The sequence below is a fragment of the Mycobacterium sp. 2YAF39 genome, from assembly GCF_052114565.1.
In the GTDB taxonomy this organism is placed as follows: domain Bacteria; phylum Actinomycetota; class Actinomycetes; order Mycobacteriales; family Mycobacteriaceae; genus Mycobacterium.
In genome coordinates this window covers 414,676-433,990 of the sequence record NZ_JBFREZ010000002.1, presented here as the reverse complement: position 1 = coordinate 433,990, position 19,315 = coordinate 414,676, and the positions used below count along the sequence as shown (strand labels likewise).

The 19,315-nt window shown below is 64.6% G+C and carries 17 protein-coding genes; 10 read left to right on the top strand and 7 right to left on the bottom strand.

Going from position 1 to position 19,315, the window contains the following annotated elements; all coding sequences use genetic code 11:
- Window positions 1-122: 122 nt before the first annotated feature.
- Entirely contained in the window at window positions 123-389 is a 267-nt protein-coding gene (locus AB4Z42_RS07515; protein WP_442008500.1) for a YdeI/OmpD-associated family protein, read from the top strand.
- A gap of 17 nt (window positions 390-406) precedes the next feature.
- Here the strand turns inward: AB4Z42_RS07515 and AB4Z42_RS07510 are convergent, their stop codons facing one another.
- Window positions 407-1,624, bottom strand: coding sequence for an NAD(P)/FAD-dependent oxidoreductase (locus AB4Z42_RS07510; protein WP_442008499.1), 1,218 nt, complete (start codon window positions 1,622-1,624; stop codon window positions 407-409).
- Between the two features lie 470 nt (window positions 1,625-2,094).
- Here AB4Z42_RS07510 and AB4Z42_RS07505 point away from each other — a divergent pair, with 470 nt between their 5' ends.
- Window positions 2,095-3,522, top strand: coding sequence for a hypothetical protein (locus AB4Z42_RS07505; protein ID WP_442008498.1), 1,428 nt, complete (start codon window positions 2,095-2,097; stop codon window positions 3,520-3,522).
- Here the strand turns inward: AB4Z42_RS07505 and AB4Z42_RS07500 are convergent.
- Window positions 3,519-4,436 (bottom strand): NAD(P)H-dependent flavin oxidoreductase, encoded by a 918-nt coding sequence (locus tag AB4Z42_RS07500; protein ID WP_442008497.1) that lies wholly within the window; start codon window positions 4,434-4,436, stop codon window positions 3,519-3,521. The two genes, AB4Z42_RS07505 and AB4Z42_RS07500, sit on opposite strands and share 4 nt — an antisense overlap.
- A gap of 72 nt (window positions 4,437-4,508) precedes the next feature.
- On the opposite strand from AB4Z42_RS07500, the gene AB4Z42_RS07495 reads away from it, so the two are divergent.
- A complete protein-coding gene (locus AB4Z42_RS07495; protein WP_442008496.1) occupies window positions 4,509-5,540 on the top strand; it encodes a Rieske 2Fe-2S domain-containing protein in 1,032 nt (343 codons plus the stop codon).
- Window positions 5,537-6,625, top strand: coding sequence for an NAD(P)H-dependent amine dehydrogenase family protein (locus tag AB4Z42_RS07490; RefSeq protein WP_442008495.1), 1,089 nt, complete (start codon window positions 5,537-5,539; stop codon window positions 6,623-6,625). Before AB4Z42_RS07495 ends, AB4Z42_RS07490 begins: the two co-directional genes overlap by 4 nt.
- 5 nt (window positions 6,626-6,630) lie before the next feature.
- Here AB4Z42_RS07490 and AB4Z42_RS07485 read toward each other — a convergent pair whose 3' ends face one another.
- Entirely contained in the window at window positions 6,631-7,848 is a 1,218-nt protein-coding gene (locus AB4Z42_RS07485) for a cytochrome P450 (protein ID WP_442008494.1), read from the bottom strand.
- A 162-nt stretch (window positions 7,849-8,010) separates the two neighbouring features.
- On the opposite strand from AB4Z42_RS07485, the gene AB4Z42_RS07480 reads away from it, so the two are divergent.
- Complete coding sequence (locus AB4Z42_RS07480; protein ID WP_442008493.1) at window positions 8,011-8,583, top strand: TetR/AcrR family transcriptional regulator; 573 nt, start codon at window positions 8,011-8,013, stop codon at window positions 8,581-8,583.
- Window positions 8,580-9,206, top strand: a complete 627-nt coding sequence (locus AB4Z42_RS07475; protein WP_442008492.1) for a TetR/AcrR family transcriptional regulator — start codon at window positions 8,580-8,582, stop codon at window positions 9,204-9,206. Before AB4Z42_RS07480 ends, AB4Z42_RS07475 begins: the two co-directional genes overlap by 4 nt.
- Here AB4Z42_RS07475 and AB4Z42_RS07470 read toward each other — a convergent pair.
- The 4 genes from AB4Z42_RS07470 to AB4Z42_RS07455 form a co-directional block, all read right to left on the bottom strand.
- Entirely contained in the window at window positions 9,203-10,099 is an 897-nt protein-coding gene (locus AB4Z42_RS07470) for a DMT family transporter (RefSeq protein ID WP_442008491.1), read from the bottom strand. The two genes, AB4Z42_RS07475 and AB4Z42_RS07470, sit on opposite strands and share 4 nt — an antisense overlap.
- A 146-nt stretch (window positions 10,100-10,245) precedes the next feature.
- The gene (locus AB4Z42_RS07465) at window positions 10,246-11,370 is read right to left on the bottom strand and encodes an acyl-CoA dehydrogenase family protein (RefSeq protein WP_442008490.1); all 1,125 of its coding nucleotides are present in this window, start codon (window positions 11,368-11,370) and stop codon (window positions 10,246-10,248) included.
- Between the two features lie 13 nt (window positions 11,371-11,383).
- Complete coding sequence (locus AB4Z42_RS07460) at window positions 11,384-12,616, bottom strand: acyl-CoA dehydrogenase family protein (RefSeq protein ID WP_442008489.1); 1,233 nt, start codon at window positions 12,614-12,616, stop codon at window positions 11,384-11,386.
- A gap of 76 nt (window positions 12,617-12,692) precedes the next feature.
- Window positions 12,693-14,378, bottom strand: a complete 1,686-nt coding sequence (locus AB4Z42_RS07455) for a diguanylate cyclase domain-containing protein (RefSeq protein ID WP_442008488.1) — start codon at window positions 14,376-14,378, stop codon at window positions 12,693-12,695.
- Window positions 14,379-14,556: 178 nt separating this feature from the next.
- Here AB4Z42_RS07455 and AB4Z42_RS07450 point away from each other — a divergent pair, with 178 nt between their 5' ends.
- The 4 genes from AB4Z42_RS07450 (at window position 14,557) to AB4Z42_RS07435 (ending at window position 19,204) form a co-directional block, all read left to right on the top strand.
- On the top strand, window positions 14,557-15,717 hold the full coding sequence (locus AB4Z42_RS07450; RefSeq protein WP_442008487.1) for a beta-ketoacyl synthase N-terminal-like domain-containing protein: 1,161 nt from the start codon (window positions 14,557-14,559) through the stop codon (window positions 15,715-15,717).
- A gap of 72 nt (window positions 15,718-15,789) precedes the next feature.
- On the top strand, window positions 15,790-17,319 hold the full coding sequence (locus tag AB4Z42_RS07445; RefSeq protein ID WP_442008486.1) for an MFS transporter: 1,530 nt from the start codon (window positions 15,790-15,792) through the stop codon (window positions 17,317-17,319).
- A 193-nt stretch (window positions 17,320-17,512) separates the two neighbouring features.
- Window positions 17,513-18,646, top strand: a complete 1,134-nt coding sequence (locus tag AB4Z42_RS07440) for a GGDEF domain-containing protein (RefSeq protein ID WP_442008485.1) — start codon at window positions 17,513-17,515, stop codon at window positions 18,644-18,646.
- 105 nt (window positions 18,647-18,751) lie between these two features.
- Window positions 18,752-19,204 carry a MaoC family dehydratase gene (locus tag AB4Z42_RS07435; protein ID WP_442008484.1) on the top strand — a complete coding sequence of 151 codons (453 nt, stop codon included), beginning with the start codon at window positions 18,752-18,754 and terminating at the stop codon, window positions 19,202-19,204.
- The last annotated feature ends 111 nt before the right edge of the window (window positions 19,205-19,315 follow it).

The following is a 19,315-nucleotide window of genomic DNA, read 5'->3' as shown; positions in this document are numbered from 1 at the left end:
TTCGTTCATGGCCCTTGGCGCGCCTTTTTACCACCGCCGGCGGGAAGTCTGTGAATGACCTGTCCGCGAACTGTACTGTCGCGATCACAGTGCCTCAGTCCGAATTTGGATATCGTGGCGACATGGGTAGTCAGCCGGTCCCCGGCGGGGTGGTGCACAAGCTGCCCGCCGACCTGCGCAAGGCGCTGATCTCCAACGACACGGCGCTCGCCGCGTGGAAGGACATCACCCCGTTGGCGCGCAACGAGTTCATCTGCTGGGTGGAGGACGCCAAGCAGGAGAAGACTCGGGATCGCCGCATTCGGCGCACCCAGGAGGAACTTGAAGAAGGCCAGCGCCGACCGTGCTGCTGGCCGGGATGCAAGCACCGCGAGCGCAACGGCAAATAGCGTGCGGCGACCCGCCGTCACTCACCGTAGGCGGGCGCGGCCTGCAACTCCGGAGCGGCTGCCGCAAGCAATGCGGTGCGGTCGCCGGTGAGCGGGGGATAGATGCGTTCGCCGTTGATCACCTGCTTGGTCGCCTTGGCTTGCGCGCCGGTGCTGACGACGCGCCGATCCCAACCCTCCGTGTAGACCGCACCCGCGGGACCCAAGTCGAGAACGGTTACGTACCAAGGGATTCGCAGCGACAACATCGGAGCGCCGAGCAGCTCGCTGATCACGTTGTAGCCCGCATAGCGGCCCATCGGCCGACCATGTTGGCACGACATCACCGACATGTGTTCGTCGTCCATGCGCGCCGCGGCGACATCGCCTGCGGCGAACACTCCGGTGACACTCTCGACGCGCAGATAGTCGTCAACGGGCAGGCGGCCCAGTCGGTCGCACGGAACCCCGAGCTGCGCCGTCAACGCGTTCGCCCGCATTCCGGCACACCACACCACCGTGGCTGCCTGCAGGATCTCACCGGACGAGAGGGTGACTTCGCGCTCGTCGACGGCGGCAACGCCCACGCCGGTCATCGTGTCCACATCGTTGTCGGTCAACGCCTGCTCGATGAAGGGTCGGGCCGACACGCCCATGTCCGAGCCGACGTGCGGGTTGTGATCGATGAGGATCACCCGCGGCGTGACCCCGGGTCCCAATGCGGCAGAGAGCATCGCCGGCAACTCGCTGGCGGTCTCGATACCGGTGAGGCCGGCGCCCACCACCACGGCGGTCCTGCTCGCGGGGTCCGGCAGGCGTTTGGCCAGGTCACGGATGTGGTCCTGCAGCCTGACGGCACCGTCGTAGGTATCGACGTCGTATGCGAACTCGGCCAGGCCTGGAAGGTCCGGCTTGGCGACCCGGCTGCCGACCGCCAGGACGAGGCGGTCGTATTCGAGGGTTTGGCCGTCGGCCGTACTCACAGACGATCGCGACGGATCGATTCCGGTCACATCGGTGGTGATATGACCGACACCGACCGGATCAAGCAAGTCCTGCAACGGGATTCGGCATGCGCTGAGGTCGGCCTCGTAGTTTCGGACCCGGATGTCGTGGAACGGTTGCGAACTGACAAGGGTGATGTCGATGGCGCCGTCGGCGGCGCCGAGTTCGTCGAGTCGCCTGGCTGCGCCGATTGCGGCCCACAGTCCGGCGAACCCGGACCCGAGGACGAGAACACGCAAGGTCCGCGACACCGGACAATCGTCACGCCGAACCGATGAACTGACAAGTGCCGGTGTTTGCTCGACTCGCACATTTCCGCGGCGCTCGGGGACCGACCGAGCCCAGCGGAGTCGGCCGATTTCGATCGTTGCCACTAGCGAATTCGGCGCGCGCCACGCCGCCGTAGCGACTAATCAAGATCATCTGTCCATTTCACGAAGCCGACGCGATGGACCCTCGCGATGGTTACCGGCGCGAACATTTGCGCGCCCCGTCGGCCTCCCGCGCAGGGTCGGCTCGTGAGGTCCCGCTAAACCTGCTGGTGGTGGTGCTGAACCGACAAAGCGTCGGGTGCGGTTTGCGAGGGGGCGGTGCGTCAGGCGAACGTCACGCGCCGGCCCGCCAGCGAAGTCAGCCGGATTTGCCCAACTTTTGGGACTCAGTTTCTAGTAGGTAATGGCAGGTCTGTGCGACAATGACTCGGTATCTACCGGCAGACTCCTTGCTGGATGGAGGGATCATCGTCACGACGCATTTGCGCGCCGCAGCGGGTGCTTGCGCGCTCTCGATCGGGCTGCTCGTCTGCAACAGCAGCGGGGCGGTTGCCGTCGCTGATCAGACCGACCCCAGCGGTACGCCTACTGAAACCCAGAGTGGCTCCTCCACCACGGACACGACCTCGAAGAAGACCACGTTCGGGTTCGGCGGGCCGATGACCCGTTTCGGCAATCAGCGCGTCGACGAGAATGCCGAAGACGGCACCACAACCGTAACCACGATCACCACGGGTACGACGGCCGGCACGGGCAACGAGAATGCCCCGACCTCGACGGTGGAAGCCCAGACCAACACGTCCGAGGATCAGCCGGGCTCCGGCACCGTCGCCCCAGCCACGAACGAGGAAAAAGTCGAGCCCACCACGCCCAACGTGGTTTTGGACACGCCGCAGATTATTGCGCCCCTCGTCGAGTCGTTGACTCCGGAAACGCTTACGCAGGAAACGATTTCGCCCACGCAACCAAGCAACGCCCCGTGGGCAACGCCTCTGGCGGCCGATGAGCCGGGAGGGTCGGGGAATTCGCCCGCGCCTTCGGGTACGCAGGCACCCTCGACACCCGGATCGGTGGCCCCGAAGCCTGCGCCGGTCGCGCCGTTGGCGCACTTCTCGAATGCGTTCAACGCACTTGCGCAGGGACTCGGTGCGGCGACGTTGAAGCTGGCAGGGGCGCCGTTCTCGTCGACGCCGATCACTGACGTCATCACAGCGGTTCAGATAATGCTCACCGCAATAACGAACGCCGTCGCCGAGGTCGCCCAGGTGCCGAAGGACCTGCTCTCCATGTTCGGCATTCCTGGCGCTGGCGGGCCCCGGGCACCGCTGTTCGGCGCAGGCGGCTCTCCCATCCACCTTTCGCACGCACCCGCCAACGCGCACTTGGTCGGGCACGAAGTGCAGCTACCTCAAGTCGCTGCTCCGGGCGCACCTCTGTTCGGCAACGTGGTCCAAGCCGCGGACTTCGGCGGCGTCGCCACCGTCGGCTTGAGCCACCAGTTGGCATCCGGACTGGAGCCGGCACCCGCGAGCGTCAGCCCGGCGACGTCGTCGTTCCTCGACAACATGGTGAAGTCGGTTCTCGTGCCTGCGTCCCTGACGGCGCTCGCCGCCATCGCGGTGCCGGGCATCGCAGGCCTGCTGATCGTGTGCATCGCCGGAATTCGGGTCGGCTACCGTCAGGCCAAGGCCGGCCTGGCACTGAAGCTTTCGGGAATCGCACGCTTCGCCGGACCCGGACCGATGGGCGTCGTTCGGTCTGGTTCGATGGTCGCTCTGCACTCGCGTACATCGCGGCTCACCAGGCCGCACGGCCTGCGTGCGGCCCGCGTAAAGTCCGAGCCCGCAGCGCGCCGTCATCTCGAGAAGGTCGCTTAACCGGCGCGGCCTCGTGCCGCATCCAGCACTCCTTCTATCTCGACCCATGTCCGGCGGACGATCTCTGCCACGGGAAGAAGTTCGCCGATGCGTGACGACACCTGACCGGTATTGGCGACGCTGGCTTCCATATCGCCGCCGAAGTACAGCTCGGTGACCTTTCCCAGCAGCTTCGCCTCCGGATCGTGCTCGGCCACCCGTGCCGCCAGGCCGGTGCGGAGTACACGCATGGTCGGATTACCCGGGATGTCGAGCAGCACGGTGCCGGCGTCGTTGGCTGCAACGATCGCATCCTTGAAGTTGATGTGTACCAACGATTCTCGACTGGCCAGCATCCGCGTGCCCATCTGAACGCCTTCTGCGCCCAGCACCAGCGAGGCCGCGGCGGACTGCGCGTCGCACATCCCGCCCGCCGCGATGATCGGCAGATCGACATTGGCGGTGACGAGGGGAAGCAGCACCATCGTCGACGCCCCCAGCGCCGATTTGAACCCACCGCCCTCGACGCCCTCGACCACCAACGCATCGACTCCCGCGTCGACCGCCTTCTGCGCTGCCCGCAACGATCCGACGACGTGCACCACCGTCATCCCCGATTCGTGCAGGCGAGCGGTGAACAACGCCGGATCACCCGCGGACGTGAACACGTGCCGCACGCCCGCAGATGCAAGTGTGTCGACGATGGACGGGTCGCCCTTCCAGCCCTGGATCATCAGGTTGGCCGCGACGGGACGGTCGGTCAGGGTGCGCACGCGCTGCAGGTCGGCGCGTCCTTCCGGGGTCAGGGTCTCGATCATCCCCAGACCGCCTGCCTCGGAGACCGCCGCGGCGAGCTCGGCGCGGGCGATGTATGTCATCGGCGCCTGAATGACGGGATAGTCGACGCCGAGAAGGGACTGGATGCGATTGGCCACGGCCCATTAAACCGTCACGCTCAGGAATTAGGCGCTGTCGCATTTTTACATTGAGTGCTTTATGATTTCGGAATGGCCAAGCCACCCCTGTCGATGAAGCCGACCGGTTGGTTCCAAGTCGCATGGTCCGACGAGATCAAGATCGGCGATGTTCATCGGATGACCTACTTCGGCACCGAGATGATCGCCTGGCGGGCCGAATCCGGCCAGCTCACCGTCATGGATGCGTACTGCGAGCATCTCGGCGCGCACCTCGGCCACGGTGGTCACGTCGAGGGCGAGGTCATTCAGTGCCCATTCCACGGTTGGCAGTGGAACCAAGAAGGCCGCAACGTGTGCATTCCCTACGAGGACCGGCCGAACCGAGGGCGTCGCATCCGTACCTATCCTGCGGTCGAGCGCAATGAGGCGATTTACATCTGGCACGACGTCGAGCGACGCGATCCGTTCTTCGACGCACCCGACGTGTTCGAGAGTTTCAACGACGGCAAGAGCGCCGACGACTATTACCCACAGCAGCGTCTGTTCCGCGAAGCCTTGGAGATGCATCCGCAGTATGTCATCGAAAACGGCGTCGACTTCGCGCATTTCAAGTTCGTCCACCAGACTCCGATCGTTCCTGTCTTCACCAGGCACGATTTCGACGAACCGGTGTCCTATGTCGATTTCACGATCACGTTCGAAGGTGACGACCAGCAGAGCATCGACGATATCGACAGTAGGGTCGAGGCGATCAATGGTGGCCTCGGCATCGCAGTGACGAAAAGCTTTGGGATGGTTGATAATAGGACGATCTCCGCCATCACACCTGTTGACGACAGCACGTCTGATGTCCGCTTCATGGTGTACATCGGTCGTCGGCCGAGTCGCAATCCGGAGCGCGCCGAAGTAAAGGCTCGCGAATTCGGGCAGGAAGTCATCCGGCAGTTTGCCCAGGACATCGACATCTGGAGATACCAACGCTATTCCGACCCACCTGCGCTGGCTGGTTCAGAGCAACAGGGCTTCACCGCGCTGCGCAACTGGGCCAGGCAGTTCTATCCCGACGGTATAGGCGGCAGCGCCGCCGAAGTCTACGCAGCACAGAAAGGCCGTACCGAATGAGTGCAAATCGCAAGCCGATCCGCGTGTTCCAGGTAGCAACGGGCAATGTCGGCAGCGAGATGATCAAGCGGATCGCCGACCGCCCAGATCTCGAACTGATCGGAGTGCATTGCTACTCACCGGACAAGGTCGGTAAGGACGCCGGGGAACTGGTGGGGCTGGCGCCCAACGGAGTGACCGCTACCGGATCGATCGACGAGATCATCGCCGCCAAGCCCGACGTGCTGACATTCCACGGTGTCTTCCCCGACGAGGATCTCTACGTCAAGGTCCTCGAGGCCGGCATCAACATCGTCACCACGGCGGACTGGATCACCGGCTGGCATCGCGACACCAACCATCCGCATCCGTCCGGCAAGCCTGTCTCGCAACTTCTTCGGGAAGCGTGTGAGAAGGGCGGCTCCACGTTCTACGGCACCGGCATGAACCCGGGGCTGAACCAGATCCTCGGAGTCGTGTGCTCGGCCGACGTCGCCGAGATCGAGAACGTCACCACCATCGAGTCCGTCGACGTGTCGTGTCACCACAGCAAGGACACCTGGATCGAGGTCGGTTACGGGCTTCCCGTCGACGATCCGAGCATTCCGGACAAGTTGGAGAAGTACACCCGCGTGTTCGCCGACAGTGTGCTCATGATGGCCGACTGCTTCGACCTCACACTCGACGAGGTCAAGTTCAGCTATGAGCTCGGGGCGTGCACCAAGGACGTCGATCTCGGATGGTACGTGCTGCCAAAGGGTTCACTCGGCGGCAACTACATCAAGTATCAGGGCATCGTCGACGGTGTTCCCAGGGTGGAGACGCACCTGGAGTGGCAGATGACGCCGCACACGGATCCGAGTTGGGATATCAAGGGCTGCTACATCACTCAGATCAAGGGCGATCCATGCGTGTACAACAAGCACATGATCTTCCCGAAGCCCGGTGTCGATCTGTCGGATCCCGCGAACTTCGCCTCGATCGGCATGACGGTGACCGGAATGCCGGCCCTGAGCGCGATCACGTCGGTCGTCGACGCGTCACCGGGGCTGGTGACGAGTGCCGACCTACCGTTGCGCGGGTTCGCCGGCCGCTTCAAGTTGTGACGGTCTCAGGCCACGCTGAGGTCCAGCCGTTCCAGGCGACGCACCAGAAGGCTGGGTAACCACCGGCCCGTATCGGCTGCCTCGATGTGCGATGTGCGTTCGAGAAGTCGACCGATGACGATCTTGGCTTCCAGTCGCGCAAGCGCGGCGCCGACGCAGAAGTGGGCGCCCTTCCCAAACGCGATGTGGCCCTTGCCGCCCGGGCGGTCGAGCCGGAAGGTGTCGGGATCGTCGAAATGTGACGGGTCTCGGTTGGCCGCGCCCCACAGCAGCACGAGGCGTGAGCCGGCGGGCAGGTCGACGCCCGAGAGTATCGTGTCGTTGACTACGTGGCGGTAGTGACCCCGGAACGGCGGCTCGTAGCGCAGCACCTCCTCGAGGAATGCGCCTAGCAGGTCTGGGTTTTCGCGCACCTGCTCTTGGACGTCGGGACGGGTCGCCAACACATGGGCGGCCGACCCGATCAACGACGCAGTCGATTCGCCGCCCGCGCTGAAGAGCGTGGCCATGATGTTCAGCGCCGTGAGGTCGGTCAATTGCCCCGCCGCGCGTGCCGTCGCGAGATCGCCCAACAGGTTGTCCTGCGGATCGTCGGCGGCCAATTGAAAGTGCTCGTTGATATAACCGGCGAGTTCCATGACCGCAACACCTGCGGCGGCGAGCTCGTCTTGGTCGACAAGTCCTTCAACCACTTTGGTGGCGGCGTAACCCAACCGCATCAGCTGTTCAGAGTCGAGATCGGGCACCCCGATGAGGCGCGTGACGATCATCATCGGAAGCCGGTTCGCCATCGCCGACATCCATTCGATGCCACCACTCTGCACCTCGTCGTTCCAGAGGCGGTCCTCAGTCTCGGCGACGAATGCCTCTAGCTCACGAATTCGCTTCCCTGCCAGTTGCGGCACCAACAGTTTTCGGTGCGCGGCATGAGCAGGGTCGTCCGCCGTCGCCAGAGCCTGGATGTCACCGCCTAGTGCGCCCATCGGGAACGCGCCGACCTTGCCGTCTTGGTACGTCATCGTGGCCGTGAGGTTCGAGGAGAAGTCCTCGGGTCGGGCGATCGCCTCGTGGACGGCCTCCCATCGACAAACCGCATGGAAGCCCGAGTCGTGGATCGAGTGCACCGGTCCGATCGCGAGCATCCGTTCGTACAGCGGATAGGGATCCTGGATGAACGCGTCGTCGAACAACGCGATCCCGAGTTGGTCGTCTCGCACCGTCATCACTCAAGGCTCTACGCACCGTGCTGACTGCGTCAACGTGCTCAGAAAAGTTGAAAATCGCTGCTCGAAGGCGGTCGACGTCGCTGTCTCACGTGCGACGTGGACCAGCGCAAACCGTGAGATATGTGCAATAAATTGTCTCAAGGTGAGATCATCCACCGTATGCCTCGCAACGACTGGCTGGTGGGCGGCGACCGTGGCAGCGCAGCTGCCGAGCGCATCTACGACGCCGCCACCGACATGATTGCCAGCGGGGGATTGGACGCTTTCGACGTCGACACGCTCGCATCGCGGGTGCACTGCTCGCGTGCGACGATCTACCGCCACGCGGGCGGCAAGGCCGAGATTCGTGAGGCTGTGCTCATCCGCGCCGCAGCCCGGATCATCGCCACGGTCCGGGCGGCCGTCGACCATCTGACGGGATCCGACCGAATCGTGACCGCGATTTCATTGGCGCTCAAAGAGATTCGATCTGATCCGCTGGGACGGCTGATGATGACCTCGATAAGGGCTCAGGAGATGATGTGGCTCACCGACTCTCCGGTCGTCGCGACCTTCGCCCGCGATATCAACGGCCTCACCGAGGATGACCCGCAAGCCGCGCAGTGGATCGTCCGTATCGTGCTGGCGCTGATGTACTGGCCCGTCAACGATGCCGAGATCGAACGCCGGATGGTCCAGCGCTTCGTTTCGCCGGCCTTCGCTTCGGCCGCCGTAGACTCTGGACGACCATGACCTCCAACGTGACACCGCGACGGCCCGTGAACGGAAAGCAGGTTCGCGCGGACCGCACGCGGGCCATGGTCATCGAGGAGACGGTGAGCTGTGTACTCGAAGAGGGGTTCGGCGCGGCGAGCGCCAAGCACATCACCGAGCGTGCTGGTGTCACCTGGGGAGTGATCCAGTACCACTTCGGCGATCGCGACGGATTACTGATGGCCGTCGTCGATGAAGGCTTCAGCGAGCTGCTGGCCAAACTGCGGGACGTCGAGCCCATTCTTGGTGCGCATTCGGGACGCGCCAGGACCGAGCTGCTGGTCAACACGGTGGCAGAGGCGTTCCTGAGCCCGACATCGGTTGCGGCACTGGAGATTCTGATCGCGACTCGGGCCGGTCGAGCGGATGTCGACCAGCGCCATCTGTTGGACCTCTTCACGACCCTCACAGATCTCGGTCGCTTTGTCGCCGAGGGACTCGAACCCGAGCGCGCCGACGCGGTCGGCAATCTCGTATGGACCACGTTGATGGGCGCGATGGTTGCCACGATGGCGGTGCCCGGCCCCGTCGACGTCAGTCGTGAGTTACGCGCGCTGACCGACGCGATCACCGCGTACGTCGACCACGCGCGCGGGGCTTAGCGCGGCACGATTTGCGTCGGCTCGACGGTGTCGTCGGATGAGGCGATGTCGTGGCGGCGCGTGGCGAGCACGCAGCCGATGAGAATGAGCGCGAGCGCACCGACGTTCCAGGGCGTCAACGGTTCGTTCAGGACGAGCACCCCGGCCGTCAACGCCACGGCCGGGTTGACGTAGGTGAACACCAACGCGCGAGCCGCACCGACCTCACGGATAAGCGCGAAGAACACCAGAAACGCCAACGCCGTGCAGATCACCGCAAGGCCACCGAGCGCCAAAAGCACTTGAGTGGAGGGCATTTCGTCGGGCCAGGTGGCCGCGGCCGGCGCTGCGTACACCAGTGCGGCGAATCCCAGGCACACCGCCGTCATCGGCAGTGCCGGCACGTCGGCCAGGTGACGCGCGGCGATCAACGGCGCGATCGCGTAGCACGTCGCCACCAACAACACCTCGATGATCGGCCACGTGCTGCCACCGATGTGCGGGCCGGCGAGAACCGCAACGCCCGCAATGCCGACGGCGAGACCGAGGATTCGTTTGCGGCCCAGACGCTCACCACCGGTCACGCGATCGAGCATTGCGGCGATGATCGGTGCCGCAGCGATGAGAAGGCCGGTCATCGAACTGGTGAGATGGCGTTCGGCGTCAGACAACAACCACCATGCGGCGATGATTTCGAAGAATGCGAAACCCGCCAACGCCTTCCAGTGGTTGCGCACGATCATCACCGTCCGCCGCGACAGGGCCAGCGGGAGCAGCACCGCGGCGCCGACCGCAACGCGCGTAAAGACCAGCACAGGAACGGACACGCCCTCGACGGCGATCTTGATGAGCAGGTACGGGATGCCCCAGATGAGGCTCATCGCAAGGAACAGGATCCATCCGCGCGAGCTCACGCACTAACCCTACGAGGCGGCAACGACGGCCGTCGAAGGGTTTATCCGGGCTTGCCGTTCACGCCGAAATCGACGTTTTGCAGGCTTCCACTCGAACTTCTCCGACAAAACGTGGATTTCGGCGTGACTGAGTCAGTGAGCCGGACCTACTGTCGCGTCAGCTCCGCATACCGCGCGACGTGGTAATCAGTCGATCCGAATTCGAACTGGACCGCGGTCAGGCGCTTGAAGTAGTGCCCGATCGCGAGCTCCTCGGTCATCCCCATGCCGCCGTGCAGCTGCACGGCCTGCTGGCCGATGAAGCGGGCAGCGCGCCCGATCGTCGCCTTGGCCGCCGAGACCGCCCGTGCGCGAACCGCGGGCTCGGCCTCGAGGTTGAGGACGGCGAGATAGACGGCGGCGACGGCCTGCTCGACTTCCATGTACATATCGACCATCCGATGCTGCAGAGCCTGGAAGCTGCCGATCGGCTGACCGAACTGATGGCGCTGCTTGGCGTATTCGACGGTGTCGGCCAACACCTTTCGCATACATCCGACCGCCTCGGAGCAGACCGCGACCGCGCCTTCGTCACGTGACGTCTCGATCGACGGCCACGCCTGGCCTTCCTCGCCGAGCAGTGCATCGCCCGGCAGCGCCAGGCCGTCGAACGTGATGTCGGCCGCGCGCCGGTCATCGACGGTGCGATAGGGGTGCATCTCGATGTCAGCACCCTTGTCCGCCAGATCGACGAGGAACAGTGAGATCCCGTCGGCGGTCCGTGCCGTCACCAGCAGATGGGTCGCCAACGGCGCGCTCATCGCGACGATCTTCGATCCGCTCAGCGTCCATCCGTCGCCGTCACGCTCGGCGGTCGTCGACAGGTCCTGCCAGTGGTCGCCCGACGACGGTTCCGCCGCGGCCAGCGCGACGATCGCGGTGCCCTCGGCGATCTTCTCCAGCAGCGCCGTCGCGACGGATCCGCCTGCGCGGTGCAGCAGGCCACCGGCCACCACGACGGTGTCGACGTAGGGTTCGACGACCAGTGCATGGCCCAGCGCCTCGGTGATCACCATGACCTCGACGGCCCCGCCGCCGATCCCGCCGACGTCCTCGGGGAGCGCGGCGCCAAGAATGCCGAGTTCGTTGGCGAATCCCCGCCAGATGTCGGGTTGCCAGCCGGGTCCGGTCTTGGCTGCGGCCCGGCTCTTCTCGAGGTCGTATCTCGTCGACAGGAACTTGCCGAGCCCGTCGCGCAGCAGTTCCTGTTCCTTGCTCAGGTTGAAGTCCATATCGCGCCCCCTATCAAAGTCCCAGAGCCGCTTTGGCCAGAATGTTGCGCTGAATTTCATTGCTGCCGGCGTAGATCGACCCGGCCCGGTCGTTGAAGTAGCGCAGCGGAGCGACCGCCTGCCACTCCTCACCGCTGACGTAGTCGTCCGGCGGCGGCTCGTACTCGGTCACCGGTCCGCCAGGACACGTCGCGTGCGGCTGGTACACCCGCCCGCGTGGCCCGGCGGCCTCCATCGCGAGTTCGGTCAGCGCCTGGCTCAACTCGGTGGCGATCACCTTGAGCATCGACGACGCAACGCCAGGATTCTTGCCCGCCGCCACGGCCGCGAGCACCCGGTATTCGAGAATCTCCAGAACCTCGGTGCGGATTCGGGCGTCGGCAAGCTTGCGTGCGAACGCGGCGTCGTCGAGCAGTCGACCGCCTCCGGGTCCGGGCTGATCGGCGGCGACCGTCGCGATCTCGTCGGCCATCACCTGGAGTGCGGGAGACGATGCGCCGCCGCCGCGCTCGAACTCCAGTAGGTACTTGGCGACGGTCCATCCTTCGTCGATCTTGCCGAGAACGTTAGCCTTGGGCACTCGAACCTCGTCGAAGAAGACCTGGTTCTGTACCTCCTCGCCCGATGTCATGACCAGCGGCCGAATCTGGATGCCCGGCGTCGTCATGTCGATGAGCACGAACGTGATGCCCTGCTGCTTCTTCTGGGCCTTCGAGGTGCGTACCAACGCGAACATCCAGTTCGCCTCGCCGGCGTGGGTTGTCCAGATCTTGCTTCCCGTACACACCAGGTCCTCACCGTCGTCGACGGCGGCCATCGACAGTGCCGCCAGATCGGAGCCGGCCTCGGGTTCGGAGTAGCCCTGGCAGAAGAACACCTCGCCGGTCAGGATGCGGGGGAGGAAGAACTCCTTCTGTTGGTCGGTGCCGAACTTGACCAGTGCGTGGGCGACCATGCGGATGCCCATCGGCGACAGCGACGGGGCTCCCGCCAGCTGCGACTCCCGGCTGAAGATGTAGTGCTGGGTCAGGCTCCATTCACAGCCACCGTGCTCGATTGGCCACGCCGGCGCTGCCCAGCCTCGTTCGTGAAGGATCCGCTGCCACTCCATGCTCGCCTCGTGATCCGCGTAAACGCTGGTCATCAGGCGTCCGGCCCGGCGTAGTTCCGGTGTCAGCTTGTCGTCCAGAAACCCGCGTACCTCGTCGCGGAATGCGACGTCGGCGGGCGAGAACGTGAGGTCCATGCTTGATCCCCTGTCTGCAGAACGCTAGGGGACAGGGTAAACCTAGTTAGTTAAGTGAGATGTCGCGGGGCACGAGTCAACCGCCGATCTCAAACTGTTCCCTCGCTGCTTGCCTCTTCACCCGCAGTCTCGGGTCCGTACCGTTCTGGGACGACATGAAGTGGGTCGTCGCGCGATAGACCTTCGCCTTGTACATCGCGGCGTCGGCGTCCCGCAGGATCTCTGCGGCGTCGCGCGAATCACCTGGCTTCACCTCGGTCACGCCGATACTGGCGGTGAGACTGCACGTGATGCCGGCAACGTCCAGCGGCGCCGCGAGTGCGGCATGCAGTCGTTCGGCGAGGCGCTTCAGCGCCGTGTGGTCGGCATTGCCGAACAGCAGCGCGACGAATTCGTCGCCCCCGTGGCGGGCGATCAGATCCTCGGAGCGCAGGGTGGCTCGCAACCGCAGTGCCGCAGCCTTGATCACGGTGTCGCCCGTGTGATGCCCGAAGGCATCGTTGACGGTCTTGATGTTGTCGAGGTCGATGAACATGACGGCCGCCAGCGTCGGCGGGTTGGCAAGTAGCGCTTGGCTCGCCTGCGATTCGGCATAGGCCCGGTTGGGCAGTCCGGTGAGCGAATCGTGGTGGGCCTGGTGCCTGAGTTGTAGCTGTGCGTCGCGCTGGTCGGTGACGTCGGTGAACGAGGCCAACAGCGCCTGCTGCCCGGTGTCCGAGGGGTCGAGCAGGCGGCAGCTGACCGAGAGCCACCGCCGCGTGCCGTCCGTGCGGTCGAAGCCGACGATCTCATGCGGATTCGTGAGACCGTTCTTCAGACCCCTGACGAAGAACCTATGCCAGTCGACGAGCGACGTGCCCTCTGCGTCGTACAAGGGGAACGCCACCGACGGGTCGACGTCGCGATCCAGCACGCGGCTGGACTCCAGGCCGAGGATGCGGCGGGCGGCGGGATTGATCCACTCGGGCTTGCCGTTCGCGTCGAGTACCACCACCCCCTCCACCAGCGAGTCGACGACGGTCTGGAATCTGCGCTCGGCGCGGCGTAACGCGGTCTGGTCGGAGCAGACGAGGACGTATCCGTTGTCCATGGCGGCGGCCGACACCCGCACGATGAGCGCGGTGCCGTCGGCGGCACGATGAACTCCGTGTCGGACGCCTCCGCCGGCGATGACCGCTGCCGGATCGATGGCGGCGCCGACGGCCTCGGTGATCGGCAGCGCAAGAGCGAGCGCGGCGGGTCTTCCGTATATCGCCTCCGCCGCCGGGTTCCAACTGGTGACGGTTCCGGCCCACGTCGTGGCGATGATCGCGTCTGTGGCGTGTGTCACGAGCGCCGCTTGGTAACGCAGACTTTCCTCGGCGGCTTTTTGCACCGTCAGATCGCGGAAGACGACCTGATAGGCCGGTTTGCCATTCCAGTTCGTCAACGACGAGACGACCTCGACGGGCAACGGGCTGCCATCTAGGCACCGCATCACCGCCTCCGAGGCGGGGGAGCTGTCACCCTCCTCGTGGAGGCCGGCGATGCGTGCCAGCATCGGCTCGATGGAGTCAGGGTCGACGAAGTCGGTGATCATCCTTCCCACCACGTCATCCGCGCTGTTCGCGGCGATTCCCTTGACGCCGGCGGGATTGACGTAGACCACGTATCCGTCGGCGTGGACGCACATGGGATAAGGGCTGTGCTCGAGCAGTTGACGGTATCGCAGTTCGACGGAGGAGGCCTGCGTCGCACTCGCGTCGTCGGCTTCGACCGCCATCAACGGCCCCTTAATCCGGAATCAGCTGGTTGCACGCAGCTTAGCCTCGTGCATCCTCAGTTCCCACTGTCTCATTGTGCTGACATTCTGCCTGGTCAACCAAGCCGATATAGGCGTTAATTAAACGGGAACTACTTTCGCATGCATTTAAAACAGGAAACAGGAAGGGCGACACATCATGGCAGGACCGATGGCGATCACCGGGATCGGCGCAGTGACGGGATATGGCTGGGGTGCGGAAACGCTATGGAGCGGTCTGCTCAGCGGTAAACCCGCCGCAAAGCTGGTCGGCGGATACGGCCCGACCGGTGAGGAGGACGCGTGGGTGGCGCGGGTCGCTGACGAAGGCGATCCGCTCGATGGCCTCAGCCGGTCAGCACGCGCCATGCGTGGGGCCGCACGCGAAGCCCTGACCGACGCAGCCGCGCGAGGCTGGGTGCCCGGCGCCCGGGTCGGGTTGCTGCATGCGGTGGTGATCAATGAGGTCGAGGGTTGGCGGGACTTCTACCTCAAAGATGCGGCGCACCGCAGAATTCGCGATTACCTGACGCTGATGCCGTCAACACCGGTGTCGATGCTGATGCAGGAATACGACTTCCATGGGCCCGCGATGAACGTCTCTGCGATGTGCTCCTCGGGCAACGCCGGGCTGATCACCGCGAAGATGTGGCTGGACAGCGGATACGTCGACGACGTTGTGTTCGTGTCCACGGATCTGTCACTGACACCGGAGAACGTCGAGCATTTCGTGCGCCTCGGCGTCGGTGTCGTCGACGTCGAGCCGTTGGACGCCTGCCGCCCATTCCAGGAGGGCAGTCGCGGGTTCCCGGCCGGTGAAGCGGCGGTCGCGTTCGTCCTGTCCAACCGTGCCGTGCGCAGCTACGTGCACATGCTCGGTGGCGACATGACCCACGACGCCTACCACCTGACGTCGGTCGACCCCGGGCGCACCTACATCGACGGCTGTGTTCGCAATGCGCTCAATGCCGCGAAGACCTCCACCGACGAGATCACGTACCTCAACGCTCACGGACCGGGCACCCAACAGTGCGACAAGGCGGAGGGCGAACTCGTCGACGAGGTGCTGCACGGCTCACCACATATCTACTCGATCAAGCAGCTCGTCGGACACTGCCAGGGCGCTGCCGCAGCCGTCGAACTCGCCGCCGCGGCACTCGGCTATGCCCACGGAACCGTTCCCGCGCCGCCGACGGTGGCTCCCGGGCACCACCGGTTGCTCGACGGGCCCACACCGCTGAAACCCGGCGCCGTCACTTTGAAGACGTCGCTCGGCATGGGCGGTCACAACTCTGCGGTGGTGCTCGCAATTGCCGCCTGAGCGCACATCTGCCACGAAACATTGGGCGCCGTGCGGCCCGCTGCTGTGGCCTGCACCGACCGACAGGAGAACATGAGTAATCGACTCATCGGACCTCGCGCTGAGACTGCTTCGCCGCCAGGCGGTTTCGGCCAGTCGGCCGCGCCGCCAAATCGGCGGTGGTCGGTACTGGCCGTTATCGGAGCGGCGCAGCTGATGGTGGTGCTGGACATCACCATCGTGAACATCGCCCTGCCGTCCGCCCAGGACGAACTCGGCTTCGATATCGCGAGCCGGCAGTGGGTGATCACGGCCTACTCGTTGGCGTTCGGCAGCTTGCTGCTGCTCGGGGGCCGATTGTCCGATCGCGTAGGTGTGCGGCGAACCCTGATCATCGGATTGATCGGGTTCGCTGCGGCCTCTGCTGTCGGCGGCGCCGCTGGCGGATTCGCGATCCTGATCGCGGCCCGAGCGGCGCAAGGTGTTTTCGCCGCCATCCTCGCTCCGGCCGCGTTGTCCACTCTGAACATCACGTTCACCGATCCTCGTGACCGCGCGAAAGCATTCGCTGTTTTCTCGGCCATTGCCGCCAGCGGTGCGGTCATCGGGCTGCTGCTCGGTGGCGCGATGACGGAGTGGTTGTCGTGGCGATGGTGTCTCTACGTCAACATGGCCTTGGCGCTGCCCGCCGCGCTCGCGGCGCTCTTCCTGGTGTCCGCGACCCCGACGCAGCGTCGCGTCAGAATCGACTGGCCTGGTGTGGCAACCGCGACCGGCGGGCTGTTCTGTCTGGTCTACGGGTTATCACACGCCGAGACCGACGGCTGGAGCGCGCCGCTGACCGTCGTCATGCTCGGCGCGGCGGCAGTTCTCGTTGTCGTGTTCGTCATCGTCGAGACCCAGGTGCAGGCACCGCTGCTACCCCTGCAGATCGTCGCCGACCGCAACCGTGGCGGCGCGTATCTGACGATTGCGCTCACATTCTGCGCGATGTTCGCGGCCTTCCTCTTCCTCACCTATTTCATGCAGCGCGATCTGCGTTACAGCCCGCTCGCGACCGGTGTGGCGTTCCTACCGATGGCCGTCGGGATCGGACTCGCCGCTGCGTTGGCGAATACGTTCTTGATGCCCCGGGTCGGCCCCCGGCCGATCATTCCGATCGGCATGTTCGTGGCAGCCGCGGGCATGGCATGGCTGGGTGAACTCGAAGTGGGCGCCACCTACCGGCACGACATCCTCGGCCCGATCGTCCTTCTCGGTATCGGCATGGGCCTCGCGTTCTCGCCGGCGGTGGCCACTGCTACGAGTGGCGTTGCCGCGCAGGACGCGGGTGTCGCCTCAGCGATGGTCAACACCAGCCAGCAGATCGGCGGCACGGTGGGCACTGCGGCCCTCTCGACGATCTTCACCACCGCTCTCGCCCGCTATATCGACAGCCGTCATTCGCCCACACCCGACGTCGCGGAGGCCGGGGCGATCCATGGGTACACCGTGGCCTTCTACATCGCCAGCTTGTTGTTCGTCGCGGGGGCCATTCTCACGGCGCTGATATTGCGCAGCGGGCGAATTCAAAACAACGGCCACTCAACGACGAGTGCGTCCTCAGCAAGCATTAGTTCGTGAGCCTTTGGCAGGATTGGAGTGCAACTTTCAACATGAATAAAACATTCAGGCAACGTCGCGAATTTTTACAACCTCGGGACCTCCGCATTCGGTGTTTGCCCGTCGGCGTCCACACCCCGCACATACTTTCGCCAGGCGTTAGCATTGGTCGATGCGCGCAGGTCCCGGGTGTCACCGTGAGGTGTGACCGGTGATGGCTGCGGTTGGACGCTCCGAACGCAATCGCGATCACTACTACTGGCTGACAGCGTTTCTGGCAGCGCGCGGACTACAGACGAGGACTTGCCTCGTCGTCGCAGGAATGATCATCTCGGCCGGATCGATTCCGTTGGTCACCGCCGCAAGCCCCGCTGGAGCCTCCTATTTCTGGGGTCGAATCGTCGCCGTGGTCGGTGCGCTGTGCAGCGTGGCGATGGCTGCGGTGTGGCTGAGGAATCGCTGGCCGACCCGGATGACGTCGGAAACCTGTGTTCTTATCGGGACCGTCTACATCGCGTCCGCCAGCTTGATGGCGACCAATCCGGTTGTTGGTCTGCTGGGCTCGACCGCATTTGCGATCTTGGGCGGCTTCATTGCGCTGTTCCATTCGATGCGCCTGCTGGTGTTCATGTGGGTGGTCGGCGCCGCCACGGTCGTCGCCCTGGCGGTGCGGGTGGCCCAGACCGACGGTGTGTTGGCGATAACCGGTGCGCTTCTTGTTGGACTGGTCAACGTGTTCACGGTCTTCGCGTGCCGGACGCTGTTGCGGTCGATCACCAGCGACGTGCAACTCGACGACCTCGAACCGCTCACGAACCTGCTCACGCAAGACGCATTCGCGGAGCAGACCGCGACCTTGATGAGTTCCCGAGATCGTGGTGGCGACCGGTACCTGATGGTGGCCGTGGTCAACCTCGACAGCTTCTCGCTCTACCGCGACATGTCCGGCGTGGCCGCCGCTGACCGGGCGCGCGTGGCGGTGGGCCAGCGATTGCGGGAAACGGTTCGCCAGGTCGCGCTGATCGCCCATGTGTCAGATGCGGAGTTCCTGATAGCCGACGTGCTCAACACCGATGATCCGTCCCCCTTTGTGGAACGGGTGCGTGCCACGATTGCGTCGAGCCCCAGTCGAATGACCGCCAGCATCGGCGTGGTCAGCACTGCGATGAGCCCCCTGGCGGGTCATCCCCCGTACGACGTTCTCGACGAGGTGCTCTCCGTGGCCACCGCGGCGATGCATGAGGCACGTCGCGAGGGTGGCAACCGTGCCAAGCTGATCCTGTCGCCCGCACTCTCCGTTCTGGACCGGCCCGCCGGCGGAATCTGGTCAGCCGAAGAATCGGCCTGAGTCTCTGGCGGCGGCGCGGGAGGAACTCCCGGGTGGCGTTGTGGCACTGTGAGGGCCGGATCATCCGGCATGGAATCAGACAGTGGTCTTCGAGGAGGAGCGGCAGTGAAAACGTTCAGTGGGCTTGATGAGTTAGTCGCGGCCCAAGGCAGCCAACTCGGTCCGACGGAGTGGCTCGAGGTCACGCAGGAGCGCGTCAACACATTCGCCGACGCCACCGACGACCATCAGTGGATCCACGTCGATCCGGAACGCGCGGCCAACGGACCATATGGCGGCACCATCGCCCACGGACTGCTGACGCTGTCTCTGATCCCGCACTTCTCGCATCAGCTCTACACGGTCGAGAACATCACGATGGCAATCAACTACGGCTACAACAAGGTTCGCTTCATCACACCGGTGAAGGTCGGAGCCAAGATCCGCGCGCGCGCAGAGCTCACGAAGGTCGACAAGCTCGACGGCGGCGCGCAGGCGACGATGACGACGACCGTGGAGATCGACGGCTCGGAAAAGCCCGCCGCCGTGGCGGAATCGATCGTCCGCTTCCTCGGCTAGTCGCGTACTGCGCGCGACTGTGCAATTTCGTACCAGACGCGCCGCAGCTGTGAATAAATCCGCACACTCGCCGAGAATGTGTCGGTGACCGTCCGCACTCTCCACCTGTGG

Bases quoted from the DNA above. Each gene is read 5' to 3' on its own strand.
- AB4Z42_RS07515 (WP_442008500.1), top strand. From the start codon at position 123: ATGGGTAGTCAGCCGGTCCCCGGCGGGGTGGTGCACAAGCTGCCCGCC.
- AB4Z42_RS07495 (WP_442008496.1), top strand. From the start codon at position 4,509: ATGGCCAAGCCACCCCTGTCGATGAAGCCGACCGGTTGGTTCCAAGTC.
- AB4Z42_RS07490 (WP_442008495.1), top strand. From the start codon at position 5,537: ATGAGTGCAAATCGCAAGCCGATCCGCGTGTTCCAGGTAGCAACGGGC.
- AB4Z42_RS07485 (WP_442008494.1), bottom strand. From the start codon at position 7,848: ATGACGGTGCGAGACGACCAACTCGGGATCGCGTTGTTCGACGACGCG.
- AB4Z42_RS07480 (WP_442008493.1), top strand. From the start codon at position 8,011: ATGCCTCGCAACGACTGGCTGGTGGGCGGCGACCGTGGCAGCGCAGCT.
- AB4Z42_RS07475 (WP_442008492.1), top strand. From the start codon at position 8,580: ATGACCTCCAACGTGACACCGCGACGGCCCGTGAACGGAAAGCAGGTT.
- AB4Z42_RS07465 (WP_442008490.1), bottom strand. From the start codon at position 11,370: ATGGACTTCAACCTGAGCAAGGAACAGGAACTGCTGCGCGACGGGCTC.
- AB4Z42_RS07460 (WP_442008489.1), bottom strand. From the start codon at position 12,616: ATGGACCTCACGTTCTCGCCCGCCGACGTCGCATTCCGCGACGAGGTA.
- AB4Z42_RS07455 (WP_442008488.1), bottom strand. From the start codon at position 14,378: ATGGCGGTCGAAGCCGACGACGCGAGTGCGACGCAGGCCTCCTCCGTC.
- AB4Z42_RS07450 (WP_442008487.1), top strand. From the start codon at position 14,557: ATGGCAGGACCGATGGCGATCACCGGGATCGGCGCAGTGACGGGATAT.
- AB4Z42_RS07445 (WP_442008486.1), top strand. From the start codon at position 15,790: ATGAGTAATCGACTCATCGGACCTCGCGCTGAGACTGCTTCGCCGCCA.
- AB4Z42_RS07440 (WP_442008485.1), top strand. From the start codon at position 17,513: ATGGCTGCGGTTGGACGCTCCGAACGCAATCGCGATCACTACTACTGG.